We start from the raw sequence: 16,970 nt of genomic DNA, 5'->3' as shown, positions 1-16,970 counted from the left end.
ACATGGCTGAAACCGCCCGCCTTCGTCTTCCGCAGATCGCCGCCGCGCAGGCGCAGAAGCACGTCACCCACAACGAGGCGCTGGTGGCGCTCGACTCGCTGGTGCAGATCAGCGTGCTCGACAAGGACCTCGACACGCCGCCGGGCAGCCCGGCGGAGGGCGACTGCTACATCGTCGCGACCGGCGGCAGCGGCGCGTGGACCGGCTGGGACGGCCGCATCGCCCGCTACGAGGACGGCGGCTGGCGCTCGTTCCTGCCGGGCGCCGGCGGCGGGGAAGGCTGGCTCGCCTACGTTGGCGACGAGGCGGCGTTCTACGTGCTGGACGGCGCCGGAGACTGGGTGCCGCTGGCAGCCGCGCTGGGCCTCGGGAGCCTGGCCGGCCAGGACGCCGACGACGTGGCGATCAGCGGCGGCAGCATTAACGGAATCGCCGACCTCGCCGTCGCCGACGGCGGCACCGGCGCCTCCGATGCGGCCGGCGCGCGGACCAATCTCGGGCTCGGCACCGCGGCGGTGGCGAACACCGGAACCGCCGGGGGGACCGTTCCCCTGCTGAATGCCAGCAACGTCTGGTCGGCCTCGCAGCTCGTCGACAACGGGACCAGCCTCCCCGTTGCCATACGGCAGTACGACAGCGGGCCGGCGGGCGGGCCGTATGTCTCCATCGAGCGCCGGTCCGACAGCCCGGCGGCGACGGACGGGCTCGGCGGCATCAATTTCCGCGGCCGCAGCAGCAGCAATGCGATCCGCGACTACGCCCGCGCCCAGGCGATCATCGTCGATCCGGCGAACGCGGCCGAATCCGGGGAACTGCAGCTGCAGACGGTCCTGTCCGGGACGCTTGCGGCGCGCCTCGTCGTCGGCGCCGGGATCTACACCCCCGGCGCCACCGGCGGCGACCTGGGCGCCGGGACGATCAATGCCGGGGCGGTCTACGACGACGGCGCGCTGCTGACCTGCATGGCGCTGCAGGACGAGTTCCTCGAGCACGGGACCGTCGATCTGGAGGCCTGGGACGCCATGGTGCCGGATATCGAGGTTCCCGACACCGTCGAGGAGGTGCCCGTCGTCGACGAGGTGGAGGCCGAAGTGGTGGTCCGCGACGCGGACGGATCGTTCGTCCGCCGGGTCGAGACGGCCAGGGTCCAGCGCGTCGCACTGGTCCCGGTCTACGACGCGGACGGCAACGGCGTCGACGCGATCGAGGAGGCGGTGACCGAGCCGCTCGTCAGGTCCGGCCGCAGGATCAGGCGCCGGCACGAGGTGGCGCACCTGTTCGCGCGCATGCTCGACGACGGCTTCGACCCGCGCGATCCCGCCCAGTATGTCGCCAGGCTCCGGGCCGACCGGGCGCTGCCGGGCATGCCGCGGCGGGACGAGTGGACGCATAACGGCCTGTCGGTCGGCGAACTGACGAGCCGCAAGTGGCTGGCGCTGGAACTGCTGGCGCTGGTCGTCTGCAACCACGAGGAGCGGCTCACGGCGCTGGAGAGCGCGCCGGAGCGTTGAGGCGTCGACCGCCCGGAGCTTGCGGAGCAAAACGCCCGCACCGGTCCGTCCGGGCCACCCTGTCACGGCCGGTTTCCGGCGTCCGATCAGGACGTTACGTCATGCTCGCCGCTTCCCCTGGGTCAGGTCGGGCAGGACCATCTATCGGGCGAAAATAAGTCAGTATTGCTGCCCTATCCTCGTCACATTCCCCGGACAAGTCGCCCGCACGCCCGGCCCCGAATGGCCGGGCAAGTTGTGTGTGTAACCAGCAATGGATCCCTAAATGGTCAAACTCATGCTGGGGCGAATTGGGGTATTTGTCCCTGCCTTGGCGGCGATAGCGATCGCCGTCCTGGCGTCCGGCGTGCCGGCTTCGGCGCGCGTCATCGATGGCGACCCGTCCGTGGTGTCGCCGAGTGGAGTGGAGCCGCAGGGTGCGGCGGCAGAGTCGTCCGCTTCGACCGCGTCCGCGGGTGTCTCGTCCTTCGGAGGCGGCGGCGGCAAGCAGACGCTGTCGATCGCCAGCCGCTATCTGGGCGGCAACCCGACGGGACGCTCGTCGCAGTGGTGCGCGGACTTCATGAACCTGGTGGAGCGCAAGGCCGGTCGTGACGGTTCCGGCTCGCGGCTCGCCCGCTCCTACCTTGGCTACGGCCAGAAGGTGTCGAAGCCGCAACCCGGCGACATCGTCGTGCTGTCGCGATCCGGCGGCGGCCATGTCGGCTACTTCATGGGCTGGAAGGACGGGCAGATCGAACTGCTGTCCGGCAACCACAGCCGCAAGGTCGGCGTCGGCACCTATCCGACGTCGCGGGTGCTCGGCTACCGCCGACCCTGACGCCCGCCGATTTTCCGGAACGTTTCGAAAGGCCGCCCCGATCGGGCGGCCTTTTTTGATTCCAGAGGAGGAGTCCATGGTCCAGGAGACATTCGACAAGGCGATGCCGCACCTGTTCGGCCACGAGGGAGGCTATGCCGACCATCCCTCCGATCCCGGCGGGGCGACGAAATACGGGATTACCCGGGCGACCCTGGCAGCCTGGCGCGGGCGCAGCGTCTCGAAGACCGACGTCAGGCGGCTGACCCGCGAGGAGGCCGCGTCGATCTACCGGGCGCGATACTGGGCGGCGGTGAAGGCCGACGAACTCCCGGCCGGCGTCGACTATTGCGTGTTCGATGCCGCGGTGAATTCCGGACCCGCGCGCGCGGCGAAATGGCTGCAGGCCGCAGCCCGCGTGCGCCAGGACGGGGTGGTCGGGCCCGCGACGCTGGCGGCCGTGCGCTCCGCGGGTGCGGGACGGCTGATCGAGGACATCTGCGACGTCCGCCTCGCCTTCCTGCGCGGGCTGAGCGGCTGGGCGGTGTTCGGCCGCGGCTGGGAGCGCCGCGTCGGCGACGTGCGCCGTCTGGCGCGGCAGATGGCGGAGGCGTCCGGGAGGGTCGAGGCGCCCGCGACAACCGCTGCGACCCTGCCCGATCCGGATCCCGCAGGGCTGGATCCCGCAGGGCCGGATACCGCAGGGCCGGATACCGGCGGGTCGGGTCGCGGGCTGCTGGCGGCGCTCGCCGCGTTCCTGCGGGCGATCCTGACGGGAGGCCGGTCATGATCGGCGCGCTCGCCCCCTTCATCGGCCCGGTGCTGGAGATCGTCGAGCGGGTGATCCCCGACCCCAAGGAGCGCGCCCGCATCGAGGCCGAGCTGAAACAGGCCGCCGCCGACGCGGAGGCTCGCATGGCGGAGGCGCAGGCGGCGATCATCACCGCCGAGGCGCAGGGCTCGCCCCTACAGCGCAACTGGCGGCCGGTGTTCATGGTGGTCTGCATGGGCCTGCTGGTCTGGCATGCCGTTGCCGTTCCGATCCTGGCGGCGGCGCTCGCCGTGCCGCTCGACGAGGTGGTCGGGCTGAAGGCCGTGCCCGAGGGCCTGTGGACCCTGCTGGTCGTCGGCATGGGCGGGTATATCGGCGGGCGGTCGCTGGAGAAGGTGTTCGCGGGCAAGGGAGGGTGAGGGCGATGCGCTCACACAGAACCCGGCCTACCGCGCAGGGCCTTCGAACAATACAAAATGTCGGCACGTCGTTCAGAACAAACTTCCGTCGGCCATATAGGATGACCGATGTGGTATTCAGTTTGGGAAACACAACGATTGGAGGCGTTTTCCACGGCAGCTCCGAAGACGCCGGTAGCGCCCTGGCGATAAGCGGCCGAATAATATTCAATCTGTCAGACGAGTTCACCGATCCCGTAGACATCCGCGAGAAACTCAAAGAAGAGGGTTTGGGTGAACTGACCGACTATCAGGGAAACATCTGGTCCGGCAATCCATACGCCATCGTGGACGAATGGCTGGGTTCGATAAACGGGCGGGTCGCGAAGGATCGTTCCAACAGCATCTACAAGTATGGCACATAGTGGCGTCCGAAGACCGGTTTGGAGTCGCGTGGTCCGTTATATGGCGGCGGCATTCTGCTTGCTCGTGCTCGCCTACGTGACACTCGGAACCTGGGCATCAGGCAGCGTGTGTATTCAACTGCCTAACGGACTGCTTCTCGGCCGCGAGGCGCTCGTCGATCCGTACACGCCTTATTGGCAACCAAACGTCATCCTGAAATATCCCGACGGAACGCCCGTCCTTTCGGACTGGGTAGACTCCTTCTACTTCACTGAAACGACCGTGTGGGGGGGTACCCTGAACGGCGTGCTCAAAGGCCTTGGCGGCGACGGCCGCGACCATCCCGCATACCGCGAGAGCGTCTTTTTCGCGTATCGGCCCGACGCAGGCCTCGTCTATCTGCACGAAGATCCCGACACCTACGAGAGACTGAAGCAGGAAGCCGGACAGATAATCTGGGTCTTGGGGCCGGAGGTGCACACGAATTTGCTGGGAACCTTCCTGAAGCTTGTGGAAGATCCCGCCAGCAGACGCAAGTTCTGCCCTCTGCCCATCCTGCCGGACCGGCGGCGCGGGGTGCATTGATCGCAGGCCGATCCGCCACGCCGCTATCCCCCGCCATTGGCACCGTTCGCCCGCCGCGCTACCTTCCCGCTCCGCCCCATCGGGTCGCGACCCATTCCCACCTCGCGGAGCGCTTTCCCTTGAACGTCACCGAAGCCGTCCGTTCGCGTTTGTCCTGCCGCGCCTTCCTCGACACGCCCGTGCCGGAATCCGTCGTCCGCGAGATCCTCGATGCGGCGCGCTGGGCGCCGTCGGGCGGCAATCTGCAGCCGTGGCGCGTGCATGTGCTGACCGGGGCGCCGCTGAAGGACCTGATCGAGCGGATCTCGCCGCGCTACCACCTGCTGCCGAAGGGGGAGGGGCCCGACTACCAGGTCTATCCGCATCCGCTGCGCGAGCCCTACCACGGCCGCCGCTTCAAGTGCGGCGCCGACCTCTACGCGGCGCTCGGCATCCCCCGCGAGGACAAGGCCGGTCGCTACCGGCAGTTCGCCCGCAACTTCACGTTCTTCGGGGCGCCGGTCGGCATATTCGTCTCGATCGACCGGCAGATGGGGCCGCCGCAATGGGCCGACGCCGGGATGTTCGTCCAGACGATCATGCTGCTGGCGCGCGAGCACGGCCTGCACAGCTGCGCGCAGGAGGCCTGGACCTACTGGCACGAGACGGTGGCGCAGGTCCTGGACCTGCCCGACGAGCTGATCATGTATTGCGGCATCGCGCTCGGCTACGCGGACATGGACGATCCGGTCAACGGCTGGCGCACGGAGCGCGCGGCCGTCGACGAGCTCGCCGAGTTCCGGGGCTTCGAGGCGGCGCCGGCGGAATGAGCCCGGACCCGGCGATCGGCGGCTGGCTGAACGTTCCGTTCATCGGCGGTTCAGGCAGGCCGCACTAGGGTCCGCGCCATGAAACACGTCCTCACGATCATGGTAGCCGTCCTGGCGATAGCCGCGGCGGGTTCCGTATCCGCGAGCACCGGCGGGGCCCTTGCGTGCCCGACCGGGCTCGGCGACACTTGCGCCGCCGCCGGGGCGGAGGCGGCTAATCCGCTCGGCCCCCGCCCGGCGCCCGTGCAGCTTGCCGCCGGCAACTGCGGGGCGGCCGCGGCGGCCGCCGCCGCCGCGCAGGGCGGTCAGGTCATCGGCGCGCCGCGGGCGGTGCAGCAGGGCGGCCAGACCGTGTGCGTGGTGACGGTGCTGATCAAGGATCCGACGGGTCAGCGGCCGCCGACCCGCCGGCAGGTCACGGTTCCCGCCAACTGACCGGCCGGTTCGCCCGGCCGGGCGGCGAGGCGGGACCGAAACTGGGATGAGATCGCGATGCGCATTCTGGTCGTCGAGGACGACAAGGACCTGAACCGCCAGCTCGTCGAGGCGCTGACCGAGGCGGGATATGCCGTCGATTCGGCGACCGACGGCGAGGAGGGCCACTTCCTCGGCGACACCGAGCCCTACGACGCGGTGGTGCTCGACATCGGCCTGCCGCAGATGGACGGCATCAGCGTGCTGGAGAGCTGGCGCGAGGAGGGCCGCAACATGCCGGTCCTGCTGCTGACGGCGCGCGACCGCTGGTCGGACAAGGTCGCCGGCATCGACGCCGGGGCAGACGACTACGTCGCCAAGCCGTTCCACATGGAGGAGGTGCTGGCGCGGGTCAGGGCGCTGCTGCGCCGCGCCGCCGGCCACGCGTCGTCGGAGATGGAGTGCGGGCCGGTGCGCCTCGACACGCGCTCCTCGCGCGTCACCGTCGACGGCACCTACGTCAAGCTGACCTCGCACGAGTTCCGGCTGCTCTCCTACCTGATGCACCACCAGGGCAAGGTGGTCTCCCGCACGGAGCTGGTGGAGCATCTCTACGACCAGGATTTCGACCGCGATTCCAATACGATCGAGGTATTCGTCGGGCGCCTGCGCAAGAAGCTCGGTACCGACATCATCGAGACGGTGCGCGGCCTCGGCTACTCGATCAACGCCCCGGCCCCGAACGCCTCCGCCGCGGCGGACTGACGGCCCCGTTGGTCGAACGTTCGCCATTGCAGCGTGCCTGCCGCTCTTCGCCGGGGTCCCGGGATGTGCCTTCGGCACCCGATCGACCCGTCGAGGGTCGATCAGGTGTACCCCCCTCCCCGACCCTCCCCCGCAAGGAGGGAGGGGGCGGATACGGCAAGTGGCGCGAGTCGGTGCCGGTGCCTTCCAGGTCTGTCTTCGAACATCGACATCCCGCCGGCCGTATCGCGAGGCGGTTGCCCCACAATTCTCCCTCCCCCCTTGCGGGGGAGGGTAGGGGAGGGGGGTATCGCGTGGCTGGCCCTCGACGGGCCAGGCAGGCGTCCGACCCCGGAGCTTTCGCCACGCCGGGGCGACCATGACACCGGGGCGACCATGACCCCTTCTTCCCGAAGACAGCCCGTGTCGCTGGCGCTGCGGCTGTTCGTGATGGCCGCGGTCTGGAGCCTCGCGGCGCTTGCGATCGCCTACCTGGTGCTGATCACCTTCTACCGCGCCGACCGGGAGCGCAGCTTCGAGGCGATCCTCAACCTCCACCTGTTCAACGTCGTCGCGGCGATCCAGCAGGACGAGGTCGGCCAGATCTACGGCAATCCGCAGCTCGGCGACCCGCGCTTCGAGAGCTTCCTGTCGGGCTGGTACTGGCAGGCGATCCGGCTCGGCGACCGGGACCAGGTGATCACGTCGCCGTCGCTGGCGAACGGTCGCCTCAACCTGTTCAACGTCGAGGAGACGCCGTTCGACGCAAACTTCCAGCGCGTCATGGACATCGACGGGCCGAACGGTGAGCGGCTGCGGGCGATGGAACAGCTGGTGCTGTTCGACCGCAGCGGCGACCGGCTCGCCTTCGCGGTGGCCGCCGACCTCGACGTGGTGGAGGCCGACGTCGCGCGGTTCCGCAACCGGCTGCTGGCGGTGTTCGCGCTGCTCGGGATCGGCCTTGTGGCGATCTCCGTCGTGCAGGTGGCGATCGGCCTGAGGCCGCTGCGTGCCGTCGGCCGGGCGCTGACGGCGATCCGCGAGGGCAGGACGGAACGCATTCCCGGCTCCTATCCGCGCGAGATCGCGCCGCTCACCGAGGAGGTCAACGCGCTGATCGAGGCAAACGCCAAGACGGTCGAGCGCGCCCGCACCCATGTCGGCAATCTCGCCCACGCGCTGAAGACGCCGCTCTCCGTCATCACCAACGAGGCCCGCGCGGCGAAGGGGCCGCTGGGGGAAAAGGTCGTCGAACAGGCGGGGCTGATGCGCCACCAGATCGACTACTATCTCGACCGCGCGCGGGTCGCCGCGACCGGCGGCGTGGTGACCACCGTCACCGAGGTCGAGCCGCTGGCGGCGACGTTCGGCCGGGCGATGGCCAAGATCTACGCCGACCGCGGCGTCTCGATGGACGTCGACATCGAGCCGGGGCTGAGGTTCCAGGGCGAGAAGCAGGATCTCGAGGAACTGTTCGGCAACCTCGTCGACAATGCCTTCAAGTGGGCGAGGTCGCAGGTGCGGCTGTCCGGTCGCAGGATCGCCGACGCCCCGAAGGAGGGCGCGAGGGACGGCGGCGCGGGCGGGCGCGCGATGATCGAGATCGTCGTCGAGGACGACGGGCCCGGCCTGACCGCCGACCAGCGCAGCGAGGCGACGCGGCGCGGCAGGCGGCTCGATGAATCGCAGCCGGGCTCCGGGCTCGGCCTGTCGATCGTCCGCGATCTCGCCGACCTCTACAACGGCAGCTTCGAGCTGTCGGCCTCGCCGCTCGGCGGATTGCGCGCGCAATTGCGCCTGCCTTCGGCGTGACGCCATGCTGACGCCCCATTTGGGCTGAAATTCCACCCCGGGGCCGCAATCTGCGGCGCAGCCGTCCCCATCGCCGTCGCCTTCCCGGCCGGGCGGCGGACGGACGCTTTTCCGGAGTTTCTCGATCCATGCACCTGACGAAACTGGCGGCCATCGCCGTGCTCGGCGCTTCGCTGTCGGCCTGCGACTCCGGACGCAGCACGCCGGGGCCGGGCGCCGCGGCAGCGGGCGCAGGCATCGGGACGCAGGCCGGCGGCCGACCCGAGGCGGGCCGCGGCACCGTCGCCGGAGGCCTGATCGGCAACCGGATCGGCGCCGCCGTCGACGCTGAGGCGCGCAGCCGCGCCATGGAGGCGGAGTACCAGGCGCTGCAGTACGGCCCGGCCGGCTCGCCGGTCGTCTGGCGCGATCCCGACGACAACGTCTACGGCGAGGTCATCCCCGGCGAGACCTACAGCCGCGGCGGCACGGCCTGCCGCGACTACAGCCATGCGATCTACATCGACGGCCGCCAGGACGCCGCCAGCGGCACCGCCTGCCGCCAGCCGGACGGGTCGTGGCTGGCGGAATCGTAGCGCGGGGAACGACTAACGGCCCGCCCCTCACGCAGCGGCCTGTTGCCTTCCATTCGGCGGGAAGCAGGAGGCGGTGCGGCGCACCGCTACTACCCTTGCGGGAACCTGCATGCTACTTTGGAAGCCGGTCCCGAAGGGTGGGCGGAATCCTTGATTATTGCAAAAAAATAATAGAGAGCTCAGCGTATATTTTATCGTGCTTGTTGTAGATCTGAGGTATCAGGAAGTCATTTTTCTCGCCGAAGGGCTTTCCACGGATGACCAGGTCATTCCTTGAGCCGAACCTTATCGGAATAATCTCGCTTTCTTCCATCGGCTCTGTGCCTCTTCACCTTTCGACCATATGGATCGAAAGGCTGTCCGGCGAAGACGGCTTCACCTACACCGAGGCGAACGCGGCGCTATCGGCCTATTTCCTCGGGCAGATAATCGCAGCAGCCGTTCCGGTCCTGCGTCCCGTACGCCTGACCGGACGCGTCGTTCTCGTGCTTTCCGTCCTCCTCGTCTCTTTCCTGTCCCTTTCGAACTCGTCGGCCTCGCCACCGGCTCTCCTGCTGGTCTGGTTGCTGGTGGGCCTGTGTTGCGGTGGACTGATCTATGCCGGGTTCCGGGCGGCCTCCGACGCAGCGAACGTGAAGCGCGTATTCGCCGTGCGGCTGTCGATTTCACTCGTCGTGTCGGGCGTCGTTGCGTTCCTGATCTATGTCCGGGGCGACCAGGCATCGTATCCGAGCGCCATTCTGACGATGATAGTTGTCCTGGTTGCGATCATCCTCCTGTCGGCGCGCAACGCGTCGAAGGCGGAATGGTCCGATAGAAGCAGCGATGCGGCACTGGGACCTGCGCATCTGAACTGGCGCAGCGTGATCGCGTTGACGACCATCTTTGTCCTGTTCGCCGGACAGATAGCGTTTCTTGCGAATGCAGGGCTCTACATCGCGACATCCACCTCGTGGTTGAATGCAACCAGCCTGGCGACCGCGGTCGCCAAAGGGGCTGTCGGTATCCTGTTGATGTTCGCATTCTTCATCTACAGGAAATGGTCGGGTCGCTCCGTGCTGGTTGTCGTTGGCGCCCTGATCGCCTCGATCCTGGCGATGTATTCGGGCAAGGTCTTCGTCATCGTCGTGGCGGGTTTCGTGCTGTTCGAACTCTCGTTCAACATTCTGTCTTCCATCATGTTCGGCGATGTCAGCGACAGGACGAGCGGCTATATGCAGCGGATGATCCTGTTTTCGGCTCTGGCGGGCGGTTTCGCCGGTCCATTCCTGGCGGGCCTGTTCCTCGACAGGGGCCTCGAATTCGCGCCGGTTGCGATGGCGCTGACTTCGGCGGTCGTCGTCCTGTCGTGGAGAAAACTTGCCGTTGCGGACTAGGCAGTCACGACGGACCCTGCACGCCCCGCCGCCCCTTGCGACGGTTTGCCGTTTCGTGAATTGTCGCCCAACCTATATCTAGACACGGACGCCGCTGGCGGCGGCAGGGAAAGGGCAGGGCCGCGCCGCGATGCACGGCGTGCGGCGAACCGGAACGACGAATGCTATTGTGGGTCACCTTCGCGGTCCTGACGGGGATCGCCGTCCTGGCGGTGCTGGTGCCGCTCAGCCGCGCCCGCGCCCGCCAGGTGTCGGGCCGCGAGTCCGACATTGCCGTCTACAAGGACCAGCTCCGCGAGGTCGAGGCCGACCTGAAGCGCGGCGTCATCAACGGCGCAGAGGCGCAGGCCGCCCGGATCGAGGTCGGTCGCCGGCTGCTCGCCGCCGACAGGGCGGCCAGGGATACCGGCCCGGTCCGTTCGCTTGCGCGGCCGGTGGCCGTGGCGGTGATCGTGCTGCTGCCGCTGTTCAGCCTGGCGACCTACCTGCTGCTGGGCTCTCCCGACCTGCCGGGACAGCCGCTGTCGGCGCGGCTCGAGGCGCCGACGCAGGGGCAGGACGTCAACGTGCTGGTCGCCCGCGTCGAGGAACACCTGGCCGAGAACCCGGAGGACGGCCAGGGCTGGGAAGTCGTCGCTCCCGTCTACATGCGGCTCGGCCGCTACCGCGAGGCCGCCGCCGCCTACGCCAACGCGGTCCGGCTGCTGGGCTCGACCGCGGAGCGCGAGGCGGACCACGGCGAGGCGCTGGTGGTGGCCGGCGACGGCATCGTCACCTCCGAGGCGAAGGCGGCGTTCGAGCGGGCGCTCGAACACGCGCCGGGATATCCGAAGGCGCGGTTCTTCCTCGCCATTGCCGCCGAGCAGGACGGCGACACGGAGGGCGCCGTGGCGAAATGGCGCGCCCTGCTGGCCGACACGCCGCCGGACGCGCCGTGGCGCGAAGCCGTGACCCGGCGGCTGGCCGGACTCGGCGAAGACGTCGGCGACGTCGCCGGCGCCGGCGACATGCCGGGACCGTCCGCCGAGGAGGTCGCGGCGGCCCAGGCGATGTCGGCCGAGGACAGGGCGCAGATGATCGCCGGGATGGTCGACGGACTGGCCGGGCGGCTGGCCGAGGACGGCCGCGATCTCGACGGCTGGCTGCGGCTGGCGCGGGCCTACGTGGTGCTCGGGGAGCCCGACAAGGCCCGCGGCGCGCTCGCCTCGGCCCGGCAGAACTATCCCGACGACGTGGCGGCCTCAGAGCGCATCGACGCGGCCGCCCGCGCGCTCGGACTGGAAAGGTCCTGACGGGCGTCGGGGCGCATGCGGGACCGACGTGATATACGGCACGGGGAATTGAGGAGCTGACATGGGCCGCAAGCAGCGTCGACTGGTCCTGATAGGCGTGGCCGGCGCCATCCTGTTCGCCGCCGTGGGCCTGATGCTGGTGGCGTTCCAGGACAATATCGTCTTCTTCAACTCGCCGAGCGACGTCGTCGCGGGCAACCTGGCGCCCGGCAAGCGCATCCGCCTCGGTGGCCTCGTCGAGGACGGCAGCGTCGAGCGGCTCGACGGCACCACCGTGCACTTCACGGTCACCGACACCGCCCACGAGATCAAGGTGGTCTACAGCGGCCTGCTGCCGGACCTGTTCCGCGAGGGGCAGGGCGTGGTGACGGAGGGAATGCTGGGCGCCGACGGCATCTTCGTCGCCGACACGGTTCTGGCGAAGCACGACGAGACCTACATGCCCCGCGAGGTCGCCGACGCCCTCAAGGAGCAGGGCCACTGGATGGGCGAGGAGAAGCCGCAGTGACCGGGGCATTGCGGGTGAGCATCGGCCGTGCGCAATTAGACGGCATCGAGCCGTCCCAGGGTGCTCCAGCCCTCGGCGCCCTGCGCTCCGCCGGAGCGGAGCGCGTTTCCGCCCTGCGAAAGCGTTGCTTTCGCTGCCGCTGCGCGGCACCGGGCTCCAACCCTCGGGCGTTCGTCGTTCGAAACGCGACGCGTTTCGTCCCCTTGCGCGGACCATTCTTCCGGCCCTCGGCTGCGAGCCTCGGGCGTTCGCCCCTGCGAAAGCTGCGCTTTCGCTGCCGCTGCGCGGCACCGGTGCTCACCCCCCTCTCCATCTCTCCCCCACAAGGGGGGAGAGGGGGCCGTGTGGCCTTCGTCCGTCGTGGCTTCATGCCCCGGAATTGCGTGTCCCCGGAGGGGCGGAGCGCGGGCTTTTCGTCCAGGGTAGGCAGCGGCCGGGCTCCGTCAGCCGGCATCGAGCCGGCCGCCTGCGCCGCCGCTGCGCGGCGGACCCCCCTCTCCATCTCTCCCCCACAAGGGGGGAGAGGGGCGCAAGGCGCCAGGCATGGAGACACACTCGTTCTGAAACCGTGCAGCAAATGCAATCGTGGCGGTCCACAACGGGCGGCGGCCGCAATGAACCCTCTCCCCCCTTGTGGGGGAGAGATGGAGAGGGGGGTAAGGCACGCTCCGCGCCAGCGGACGAAACGCGACAGCGTTTCGAGTGCCTTACGCGCGAGGCCCGAAGCCGAGGGCTGGGGAGAATGGTCCGCTCCAGCGGAAACGCGCCGCGTTTCGAGTGCCTTGCGCACGAGGCCCGTCACCGCAGGTCCGGGGGCCGCCGCCGCGGCGGCCGGGCGTTCGGGCCGGAACCAGAGACCCGACCAGGAGGCTGCAACGTGATCCCCGAACTCGGCCACTATGCGCTGATCCTCGCACTTGCGGTCGCGCTCGCGCAGTCGATCGTGCCGCTGTGGGGTGCCAGGCGTGGCGATCCGGCGATGATGGCGGTCGGGCCGAGCACGGCGCTCGCCCAGTTCGTCCTGGTGCTGGTCGCGTTCGTGGCCCTGATCGGGGCCTACCTGCAGTCGGACTTCTCGGTCCTCAACGTCTGGGAGAACTCGCACTCCGCCAAGCCGCTGCTCTACAAGATCTCCGGCGCCTGGGGGAACCACGAGGGGTCGATGATCCTGTGGGTGCTGATCCTGGCCTTCTTCGGCGGTCTGGTGGCGGCGTTCGGCACCAACCTGCCCGACACTCTGCGCGCCACCGTGCTGTCGGTACAGGCGTGGATCTCGGCGGTGTTCCTGCTGTTCATCCTCGGCACGTCGAACCCGTTCCTGCGGATCGCGGCGGCGCCGGCGGAGGGGCGCGACCTCAATCCGATCCTGCAGGACCCCGGCCTCGCCTTCCATCCGCCGCTGCTCTACGCGGGCTATGTCGGCTTCTCGATCGCCTTCTCGTTCGCCGTCGCCGCGCTGATCGAGGGCCGCGTCGACGCCGCCTGGGCGCGCTGGGTCAGGCCGTGGACGCTCGCCGCGTGGTGCTTCCTGACGCTCGGCATCTCGCTTGGGTCCTACTGGGCCTACTACGAACTGGGCTGGGGCGGCTGGTGGTTCTGGGATCCCGTCGAGAACGCCTCCTTCCTGCCCTGGCTGTCGGGCACGGCGCTGCTGCACTCTGCGATCGTCATGGAGAAGCGCAACGCGCTCAAGGTGTGGACCATCCTGCTGGCGATCCTGACGTTCTCGCTGAGCCTGCTCGGCACGTTCCTGGTGCGCTCCGGCGTGCTGACCTCGGTCCATACGTTCGCCTCCGATCCGACGCGCGGCGTCTTCATCCTGGCGATCCTGGTGCTCGCCGTCGGCGGGGCGCTGTCGCTGTTCGCCTGGCGCGCCGGCAGCCTGCAGGCGGGCGGCGTGTTCGCGCCGATCAGCCGGGAGGGGACGCTCGTCCTCAACAACCTGCTCCTGTCGGCGGCCTGCGGCGTCGTCTTCGTCGGCACGCTGTACCCGCTGGCGCTGGAGGCGCTAACCGGGGCGAAGATCTCGGTCGGCGCGCCGTTCTTTGACGCGACCTTCGCGCCGATCATGGTGCCGCTGCTGATCGCCGTGCCGTTCGGGCCGATGCTCGCCTGGAAGCGCGGCGACCTGCTGGCGGTGTCGCAGCGGCTGATGGCGGCGGCCGGCATCGCGCTCGCCGTCATGATCGGCGTCTATGCCTTCTCCGTCGGCGGCCCCGTCCTCGCGCCCGTCGGCATCGGCATCGGCGCGTGGCTGATCCTCGGCGCGGCCTCCGAGATCGTGTTCCGCACCAAGCTGTTCTCCGGGCCGCTCGGGGTCGGGTTGCGCCGCGCAGCCGGCCTGCCGCGCTCGGCCTGGGGCACCGCGCTCGCGCATGCCGGCGTCGGCGTGACCGTGATCGGCATCGTCGCGGTGACCGCCTACGAAAGCGAGAAGATCGTCTCCATGTCGCCCCGCGATACACTGTCGATCGCGGGATACGAGCTGACGCTGGACGGTTTCGCGCCGCGCCAGGGGCCGAACTATCGCGATTCCGTCGCCCATTTCACGATCCGGCGCGGCGGCTCAGAGATCGGCGATCTCGATCCGGCCCGGCGCGTCTACCTTGCGACCGGCCGCCAGACGACGGAAACCGCGATCCGCACCTTCGGCTTCAGCCAGCTCTACCTGTCGCTCGGAGACAGCGGCGAGACGGGATCGATCGCCGTGCGGGCCTACTACAAGCCGTTCGTCACGCTGATCTGGCTGGGCACGGTGGTGATGGTCCTCGGCGGCGTTGTGTCGCTGTCCGACCGGCGGCTCAGGGTCGGCGCCCCGCGCCGCCTGCGCACGGCCTCGGCCGTCCCGGCGGAATAGACGCATGCCCCACCTCACGCGCCCCGTACTGGCCGTCCTTGCGATCCTGGTCTGCCTCGCCGGCCCGCCGGCGCCCGGCGCCCTGGCCGTGCAGCCAGACGAAATCCTCGACGACCCGGCGCTCGAGGCCAGGGCACGTGATATCTCGGAGGGACTGCGCTGCCTGGTCTGCCAGAACCAGTCGATCGACGATTCCGACGCACCGCTGGCCCGCGACCTGCGCATCCTGGTGCGCGAGCGCCTGGAGGCCGGCGACAGCGACGGCGAAGTCGTCGACTTCATCGTCGCGCGCTACGGCGAGTTCGTCCTGCTGAGGCCGACCTTCGCGGCGCACAACCTGATCCTCTGGCTGACCCCGGTCGTGCTTTTGCTGCTCGGCGGCATCGCCGTCGTCATCGCGACGCGCCGCCGCCGCGGCGACCCGGCGAAACTGTCGGCCGAGGAGGAGAAGCGGATCGCGGAACTGCTCGACGCGCGCGACTGAACCCCGGCCGGTCCGGCGTTTCGCCGGCGGCGCCGGTGTTCTACAACCTGTCTCCGGCAACAATCAGGAGGAGACGGCGAGATGGCCATCGGACAGCGCGTGACATTCACCGGGAGCCTCGGCGACGAGCTGTCGGCCCGGCTCGACCTTCCCGCCGGCGAGATCCACGCGTTCGCGCTGGTTGCCCATTGCTTTTCCTGTTCGAAGGAACAGCTCGCCACCTCCCACATCTCGACCGAACTCGCCAAGCGCGGCATCGCCGTGTTGCGCTTCGACTTCACCGGTCTCGGTTCCTCGAAGGGGGAGTTCGCCAATACCGACTTTTCCTCGAACGTCCAGGACCTGGTGAAGGCCGCCGACTGGCTGCGCGAGACCTACGAGGCGCCGCGCGTGCTGATCGGACACAGTCTCGGCGGCGCGGCCGTGCTGGCGGCGGCGAGCGCGGTGCCCGAGGCCGTCGCCGTGGTCACCATAGGTGCGCCGGCTTCCACCGAACACGTGATCAAGAGCTTCGCCGCCGAGGTCGCGGCCATAGAGGAGAAGGGCGAGGCGACGGTCAGCCTGGCGGGGCGCGAGTTCCGGATCCGCAAGCACTTCCTCGACGACGTGCGCTCGCAGGACCTGCTGGACAAGGTGGCGCATATTCGCAAGGCGCTGCTCGTCCTGCACTCGCCGACCGACGATACGGTCGGTATCGAGAACGCACGGCTGATCTACGACGCAGCAAAGCATCCCAAGGGTTTCATCTCGCTGGACGGGGCCGACCATCTGCTGACCCGGCGCAGGGACGCGGCATTCGCCGCCGAGATCATCTCCGCCTGGGTGGCGCGCTACCTCGACATCGCGCCGGCCGCCGAGGCGGTGTCCCACGACGAGGGCGTCACTGTGATGGAATCGGGCGAAGGCGCGTTCCAGCAGTTCGTCCGCGTCGGGCCGCACCGCCTGCTGGCCGACGAGCCGGTCGACAAGGGCGGCACCGACAGCGGGCCGACGCCCTACGACTTCCTCTCGATCGGGCTGGCGGCCTGCACGTCGATGACGCTGCGCATGTACGCCGAACGGAAAAAGCTCGATCTGGGGCGGGTGAGGGTGACCGTCACGCACGGAAAGATCCATGCCGACGACTGCGCGGACTGCGCCGACGGGTTCGTCGGCCGGATCGACCGCTTCGAACGGCACATAAGCGTCGAGGGCGACTATGACGAGGCGACGCAGGCGAAGATCCTGGAGATCGCCGACAAGTGCCCGGTCCACCGGACGCTGGACGGCCGCAGCGCGATCGTCACGAAGCTGGACGGGTGAGGTGGTATGGTCGTCGGCAGGCGTCAGGCGGCACGGAGGGCCCGCTCCACAGCCTCCCGCTCCTCGGAAATGACTTTCAGGTAGGCGCGAACCGCACTATCAGGGTGGGATCGGCCCTGTTCCCAGTCACGCAGCCGGGCCAGGTTGAACCCGTAGCGGGTCGAGAACTCCCTTTGCGTCAGCCGAAGATCTTTCCGAATGGCCCTGACGTCCACTTGCTCCGGAACGTGGACAACATAGGTCGCAGCGTCGGCATTTCCCCGAGAAATGGCAATGGCCTCTTCCAGTCCCGACTTGATCTTTTCAAACGCACGTTTGCTCATGATT

18 protein-coding genes are annotated in these 16,970 nt (G+C 68.9%); 17 read left to right on the top strand and 1 reads right to left on the bottom strand.

All coding sequences use genetic code 11. The features are described from left to right. Positions 1-2 precede the first annotated feature (2 nt). From V3328_RS16585 to V3328_RS16505, 17 genes are all read left to right on the top strand, one after another. Positions 3-1,511 carry a DUF2793 domain-containing protein gene (locus V3328_RS16585; protein WP_340330802.1) on the top strand — a complete coding sequence of 503 codons (1,509 nt, stop codon included), beginning with the start codon at positions 3-5 and terminating at the stop codon, positions 1,509-1,511. A 265-nt stretch (positions 1,512-1,776) separates the two neighbouring features. Beyond that, on the top strand, positions 1,777-2,331 hold the full coding sequence (locus V3328_RS16580; protein WP_340330801.1) for a TIGR02594 family protein: 555 nt from the start codon (positions 1,777-1,779) through the stop codon (positions 2,329-2,331). A 76-nt stretch (positions 2,332-2,407) separates the two neighbouring features. Continuing rightward, positions 2,408-3,100: a glycoside hydrolase family 108 protein gene (locus V3328_RS16575; RefSeq protein WP_340330800.1), complete on the top strand. Its 693-nt coding sequence runs from the start codon at positions 2,408-2,410 to the stop codon at positions 3,098-3,100. After that, positions 3,097-3,501 carry a 3TM-type holin gene (locus tag V3328_RS16570; protein WP_340330799.1) on the top strand — a complete coding sequence of 135 codons (405 nt, stop codon included), beginning with the start codon at positions 3,097-3,099 and terminating at the stop codon, positions 3,499-3,501. Before V3328_RS16575 ends, V3328_RS16570 begins: the two co-directional genes overlap by 4 nt. Before the next feature lie 101 nt (positions 3,502-3,602). Then, positions 3,603-3,905 (top strand): hypothetical protein, encoded by a 303-nt coding sequence (locus V3328_RS16565; protein WP_340330798.1) that lies wholly within the window; start codon positions 3,603-3,605, stop codon positions 3,903-3,905. Between the two features lie 28 nt (positions 3,906-3,933). Beyond that, entirely contained in the window at positions 3,934-4,470 is a 537-nt protein-coding gene (locus tag V3328_RS16560) for a hypothetical protein (protein WP_340330797.1), read from the top strand. Positions 4,471-4,589: 119 nt separating this feature from the next. Next, complete coding sequence (locus V3328_RS16555; RefSeq protein WP_340330796.1) at positions 4,590-5,279, top strand: nitroreductase; 690 nt, start codon at positions 4,590-4,592, stop codon at positions 5,277-5,279. Between the two features lie 78 nt (positions 5,280-5,357). Continuing rightward, the gene (locus V3328_RS16550) at positions 5,358-5,714 is read left to right on the top strand and encodes a hypothetical protein (protein ID WP_340330795.1); all 357 of its coding nucleotides are present in this window, start codon (positions 5,358-5,360) and stop codon (positions 5,712-5,714) included. A 57-nt stretch (positions 5,715-5,771) separates the two neighbouring features. Continuing rightward, a complete protein-coding gene (locus V3328_RS16545; RefSeq protein ID WP_340330794.1) occupies positions 5,772-6,458 on the top strand; it encodes a response regulator transcription factor in 687 nt (228 codons plus the stop codon). 402 nt (positions 6,459-6,860) lie between these two features. Further along, positions 6,861-8,249 carry an ATP-binding protein gene (locus V3328_RS16540; protein ID WP_340330793.1) on the top strand — a complete coding sequence of 463 codons (1,389 nt, stop codon included), beginning with the start codon at positions 6,861-6,863 and terminating at the stop codon, positions 8,247-8,249. A 128-nt stretch (positions 8,250-8,377) separates the two neighbouring features. Continuing rightward, a complete protein-coding gene (locus tag V3328_RS16535; protein WP_340330792.1) occupies positions 8,378-8,824 on the top strand; it encodes a hypothetical protein in 447 nt (148 codons plus the stop codon). Between the two features lie 257 nt (positions 8,825-9,081). After that, positions 9,082-10,200, top strand: a complete 1,119-nt coding sequence (locus tag V3328_RS16530; protein ID WP_340330791.1) for a hypothetical protein — start codon at positions 9,082-9,084, stop codon at positions 10,198-10,200. A gap of 161 nt (positions 10,201-10,361) precedes the next feature. Continuing rightward, a complete protein-coding gene (ccmI, locus tag V3328_RS16525; RefSeq protein ID WP_340330790.1) occupies positions 10,362-11,492 on the top strand; it encodes a c-type cytochrome biogenesis protein CcmI in 1,131 nt (376 codons plus the stop codon). A gap of 61 nt (positions 11,493-11,553) precedes the next feature. After that, the gene (gene ccmE / locus V3328_RS16520) at positions 11,554-12,000 is read left to right on the top strand and encodes a cytochrome c maturation protein CcmE (RefSeq protein WP_340330789.1); all 447 of its coding nucleotides are present in this window, start codon (positions 11,554-11,556) and stop codon (positions 11,998-12,000) included. 877 nt (positions 12,001-12,877) lie between these two features. After that, on the top strand, positions 12,878-14,857 hold the full coding sequence (locus V3328_RS16515) for a heme lyase CcmF/NrfE family subunit (RefSeq protein ID WP_340330788.1): 1,980 nt from the start codon (positions 12,878-12,880) through the stop codon (positions 14,855-14,857). A 4-nt stretch (positions 14,858-14,861) separates the two neighbouring features. Next, the gene (locus tag V3328_RS16510; RefSeq protein ID WP_340330787.1) at positions 14,862-15,341 is read left to right on the top strand and encodes a cytochrome c-type biogenesis protein; all 480 of its coding nucleotides are present in this window, start codon (positions 14,862-14,864) and stop codon (positions 15,339-15,341) included. An 81-nt stretch (positions 15,342-15,422) separates the two neighbouring features. Then, positions 15,423-16,643: a bifunctional alpha/beta hydrolase/OsmC family protein gene (locus V3328_RS16505; protein WP_340330786.1), complete on the top strand. Its 1,221-nt coding sequence runs from the start codon at positions 15,423-15,425 to the stop codon at positions 16,641-16,643. Positions 16,644-16,666: 23 nt separating this feature from the next. Here the strand turns inward: V3328_RS16505 and V3328_RS16500 are convergent, their stop codons facing one another. Next, on the bottom strand, positions 16,667-16,966 hold the full coding sequence (locus V3328_RS16500; protein ID WP_340330785.1) for a helix-turn-helix domain-containing protein: 300 nt from the start codon (positions 16,964-16,966) through the stop codon (positions 16,667-16,669). Positions 16,967-16,970 lie beyond the last annotated feature (4 nt).

The sequence above is a fragment of the Microbaculum marinum genome, from assembly GCF_037855135.1.
Classification (GTDB): domain Bacteria; phylum Pseudomonadota; class Alphaproteobacteria; order Rhizobiales; family Tepidamorphaceae; genus Microbaculum; species Microbaculum marinum.
This window is presented reverse-complemented; position numbering and strand designations above follow the sequence as displayed.

What these genes read in the sequence shown, in the direction of transcription:
- V3328_RS16580 (WP_340330801.1), top strand. Translation starts at nt 1,777, where the DNA reads ATGGTCAAACTCATGCTGGGGCGAATTGGGGTATTTGTCCCTGCCTTG.
- V3328_RS16570 (WP_340330799.1), top strand. Translation starts at nt 3,097, where the DNA reads ATGATCGGCGCGCTCGCCCCCTTCATCGGCCCGGTGCTGGAGATCGTC.
- V3328_RS16535 (WP_340330792.1), top strand. Translation starts at nt 8,378, where the DNA reads ATGCACCTGACGAAACTGGCGGCCATCGCCGTGCTCGGCGCTTCGCTG.
- V3328_RS16565 (WP_340330798.1), top strand. Translation starts at nt 3,603, where the DNA reads ATGACCGATGTGGTATTCAGTTTGGGAAACACAACGATTGGAGGCGTT.
- V3328_RS16585 (WP_340330802.1), top strand. Translation starts at nt 3, where the DNA reads ATGGCTGAAACCGCCCGCCTTCGTCTTCCGCAGATCGCCGCCGCGCAG.
- V3328_RS16550 (WP_340330795.1), top strand. Translation starts at nt 5,358, where the DNA reads ATGAAACACGTCCTCACGATCATGGTAGCCGTCCTGGCGATAGCCGCG.
- V3328_RS16575 (WP_340330800.1), top strand. Translation starts at nt 2,408, where the DNA reads ATGGTCCAGGAGACATTCGACAAGGCGATGCCGCACCTGTTCGGCCAC.
- V3328_RS16510 (WP_340330787.1), top strand. Translation starts at nt 14,862, where the DNA reads ATGCCCCACCTCACGCGCCCCGTACTGGCCGTCCTTGCGATCCTGGTC.
- V3328_RS16505 (WP_340330786.1), top strand. Translation starts at nt 15,423, where the DNA reads ATGGCCATCGGACAGCGCGTGACATTCACCGGGAGCCTCGGCGACGAG.
- V3328_RS16530 (WP_340330791.1), top strand. Translation starts at nt 9,082, where the DNA reads ATGACCAGGTCATTCCTTGAGCCGAACCTTATCGGAATAATCTCGCTT.
- V3328_RS16500 (WP_340330785.1), bottom strand. Translation starts at nt 16,966, where the DNA reads ATGAGCAAACGTGCGTTTGAAAAGATCAAGTCGGGACTGGAAGAGGCC.
- V3328_RS16545 (WP_340330794.1), top strand. Translation starts at nt 5,772, where the DNA reads ATGCGCATTCTGGTCGTCGAGGACGACAAGGACCTGAACCGCCAGCTC.
- ccmE (WP_340330789.1), top strand. Translation starts at nt 11,554, where the DNA reads ATGGGCCGCAAGCAGCGTCGACTGGTCCTGATAGGCGTGGCCGGCGCC.
- ccmI (WP_340330790.1), top strand. Translation starts at nt 10,362, where the DNA reads ATGCTATTGTGGGTCACCTTCGCGGTCCTGACGGGGATCGCCGTCCTG.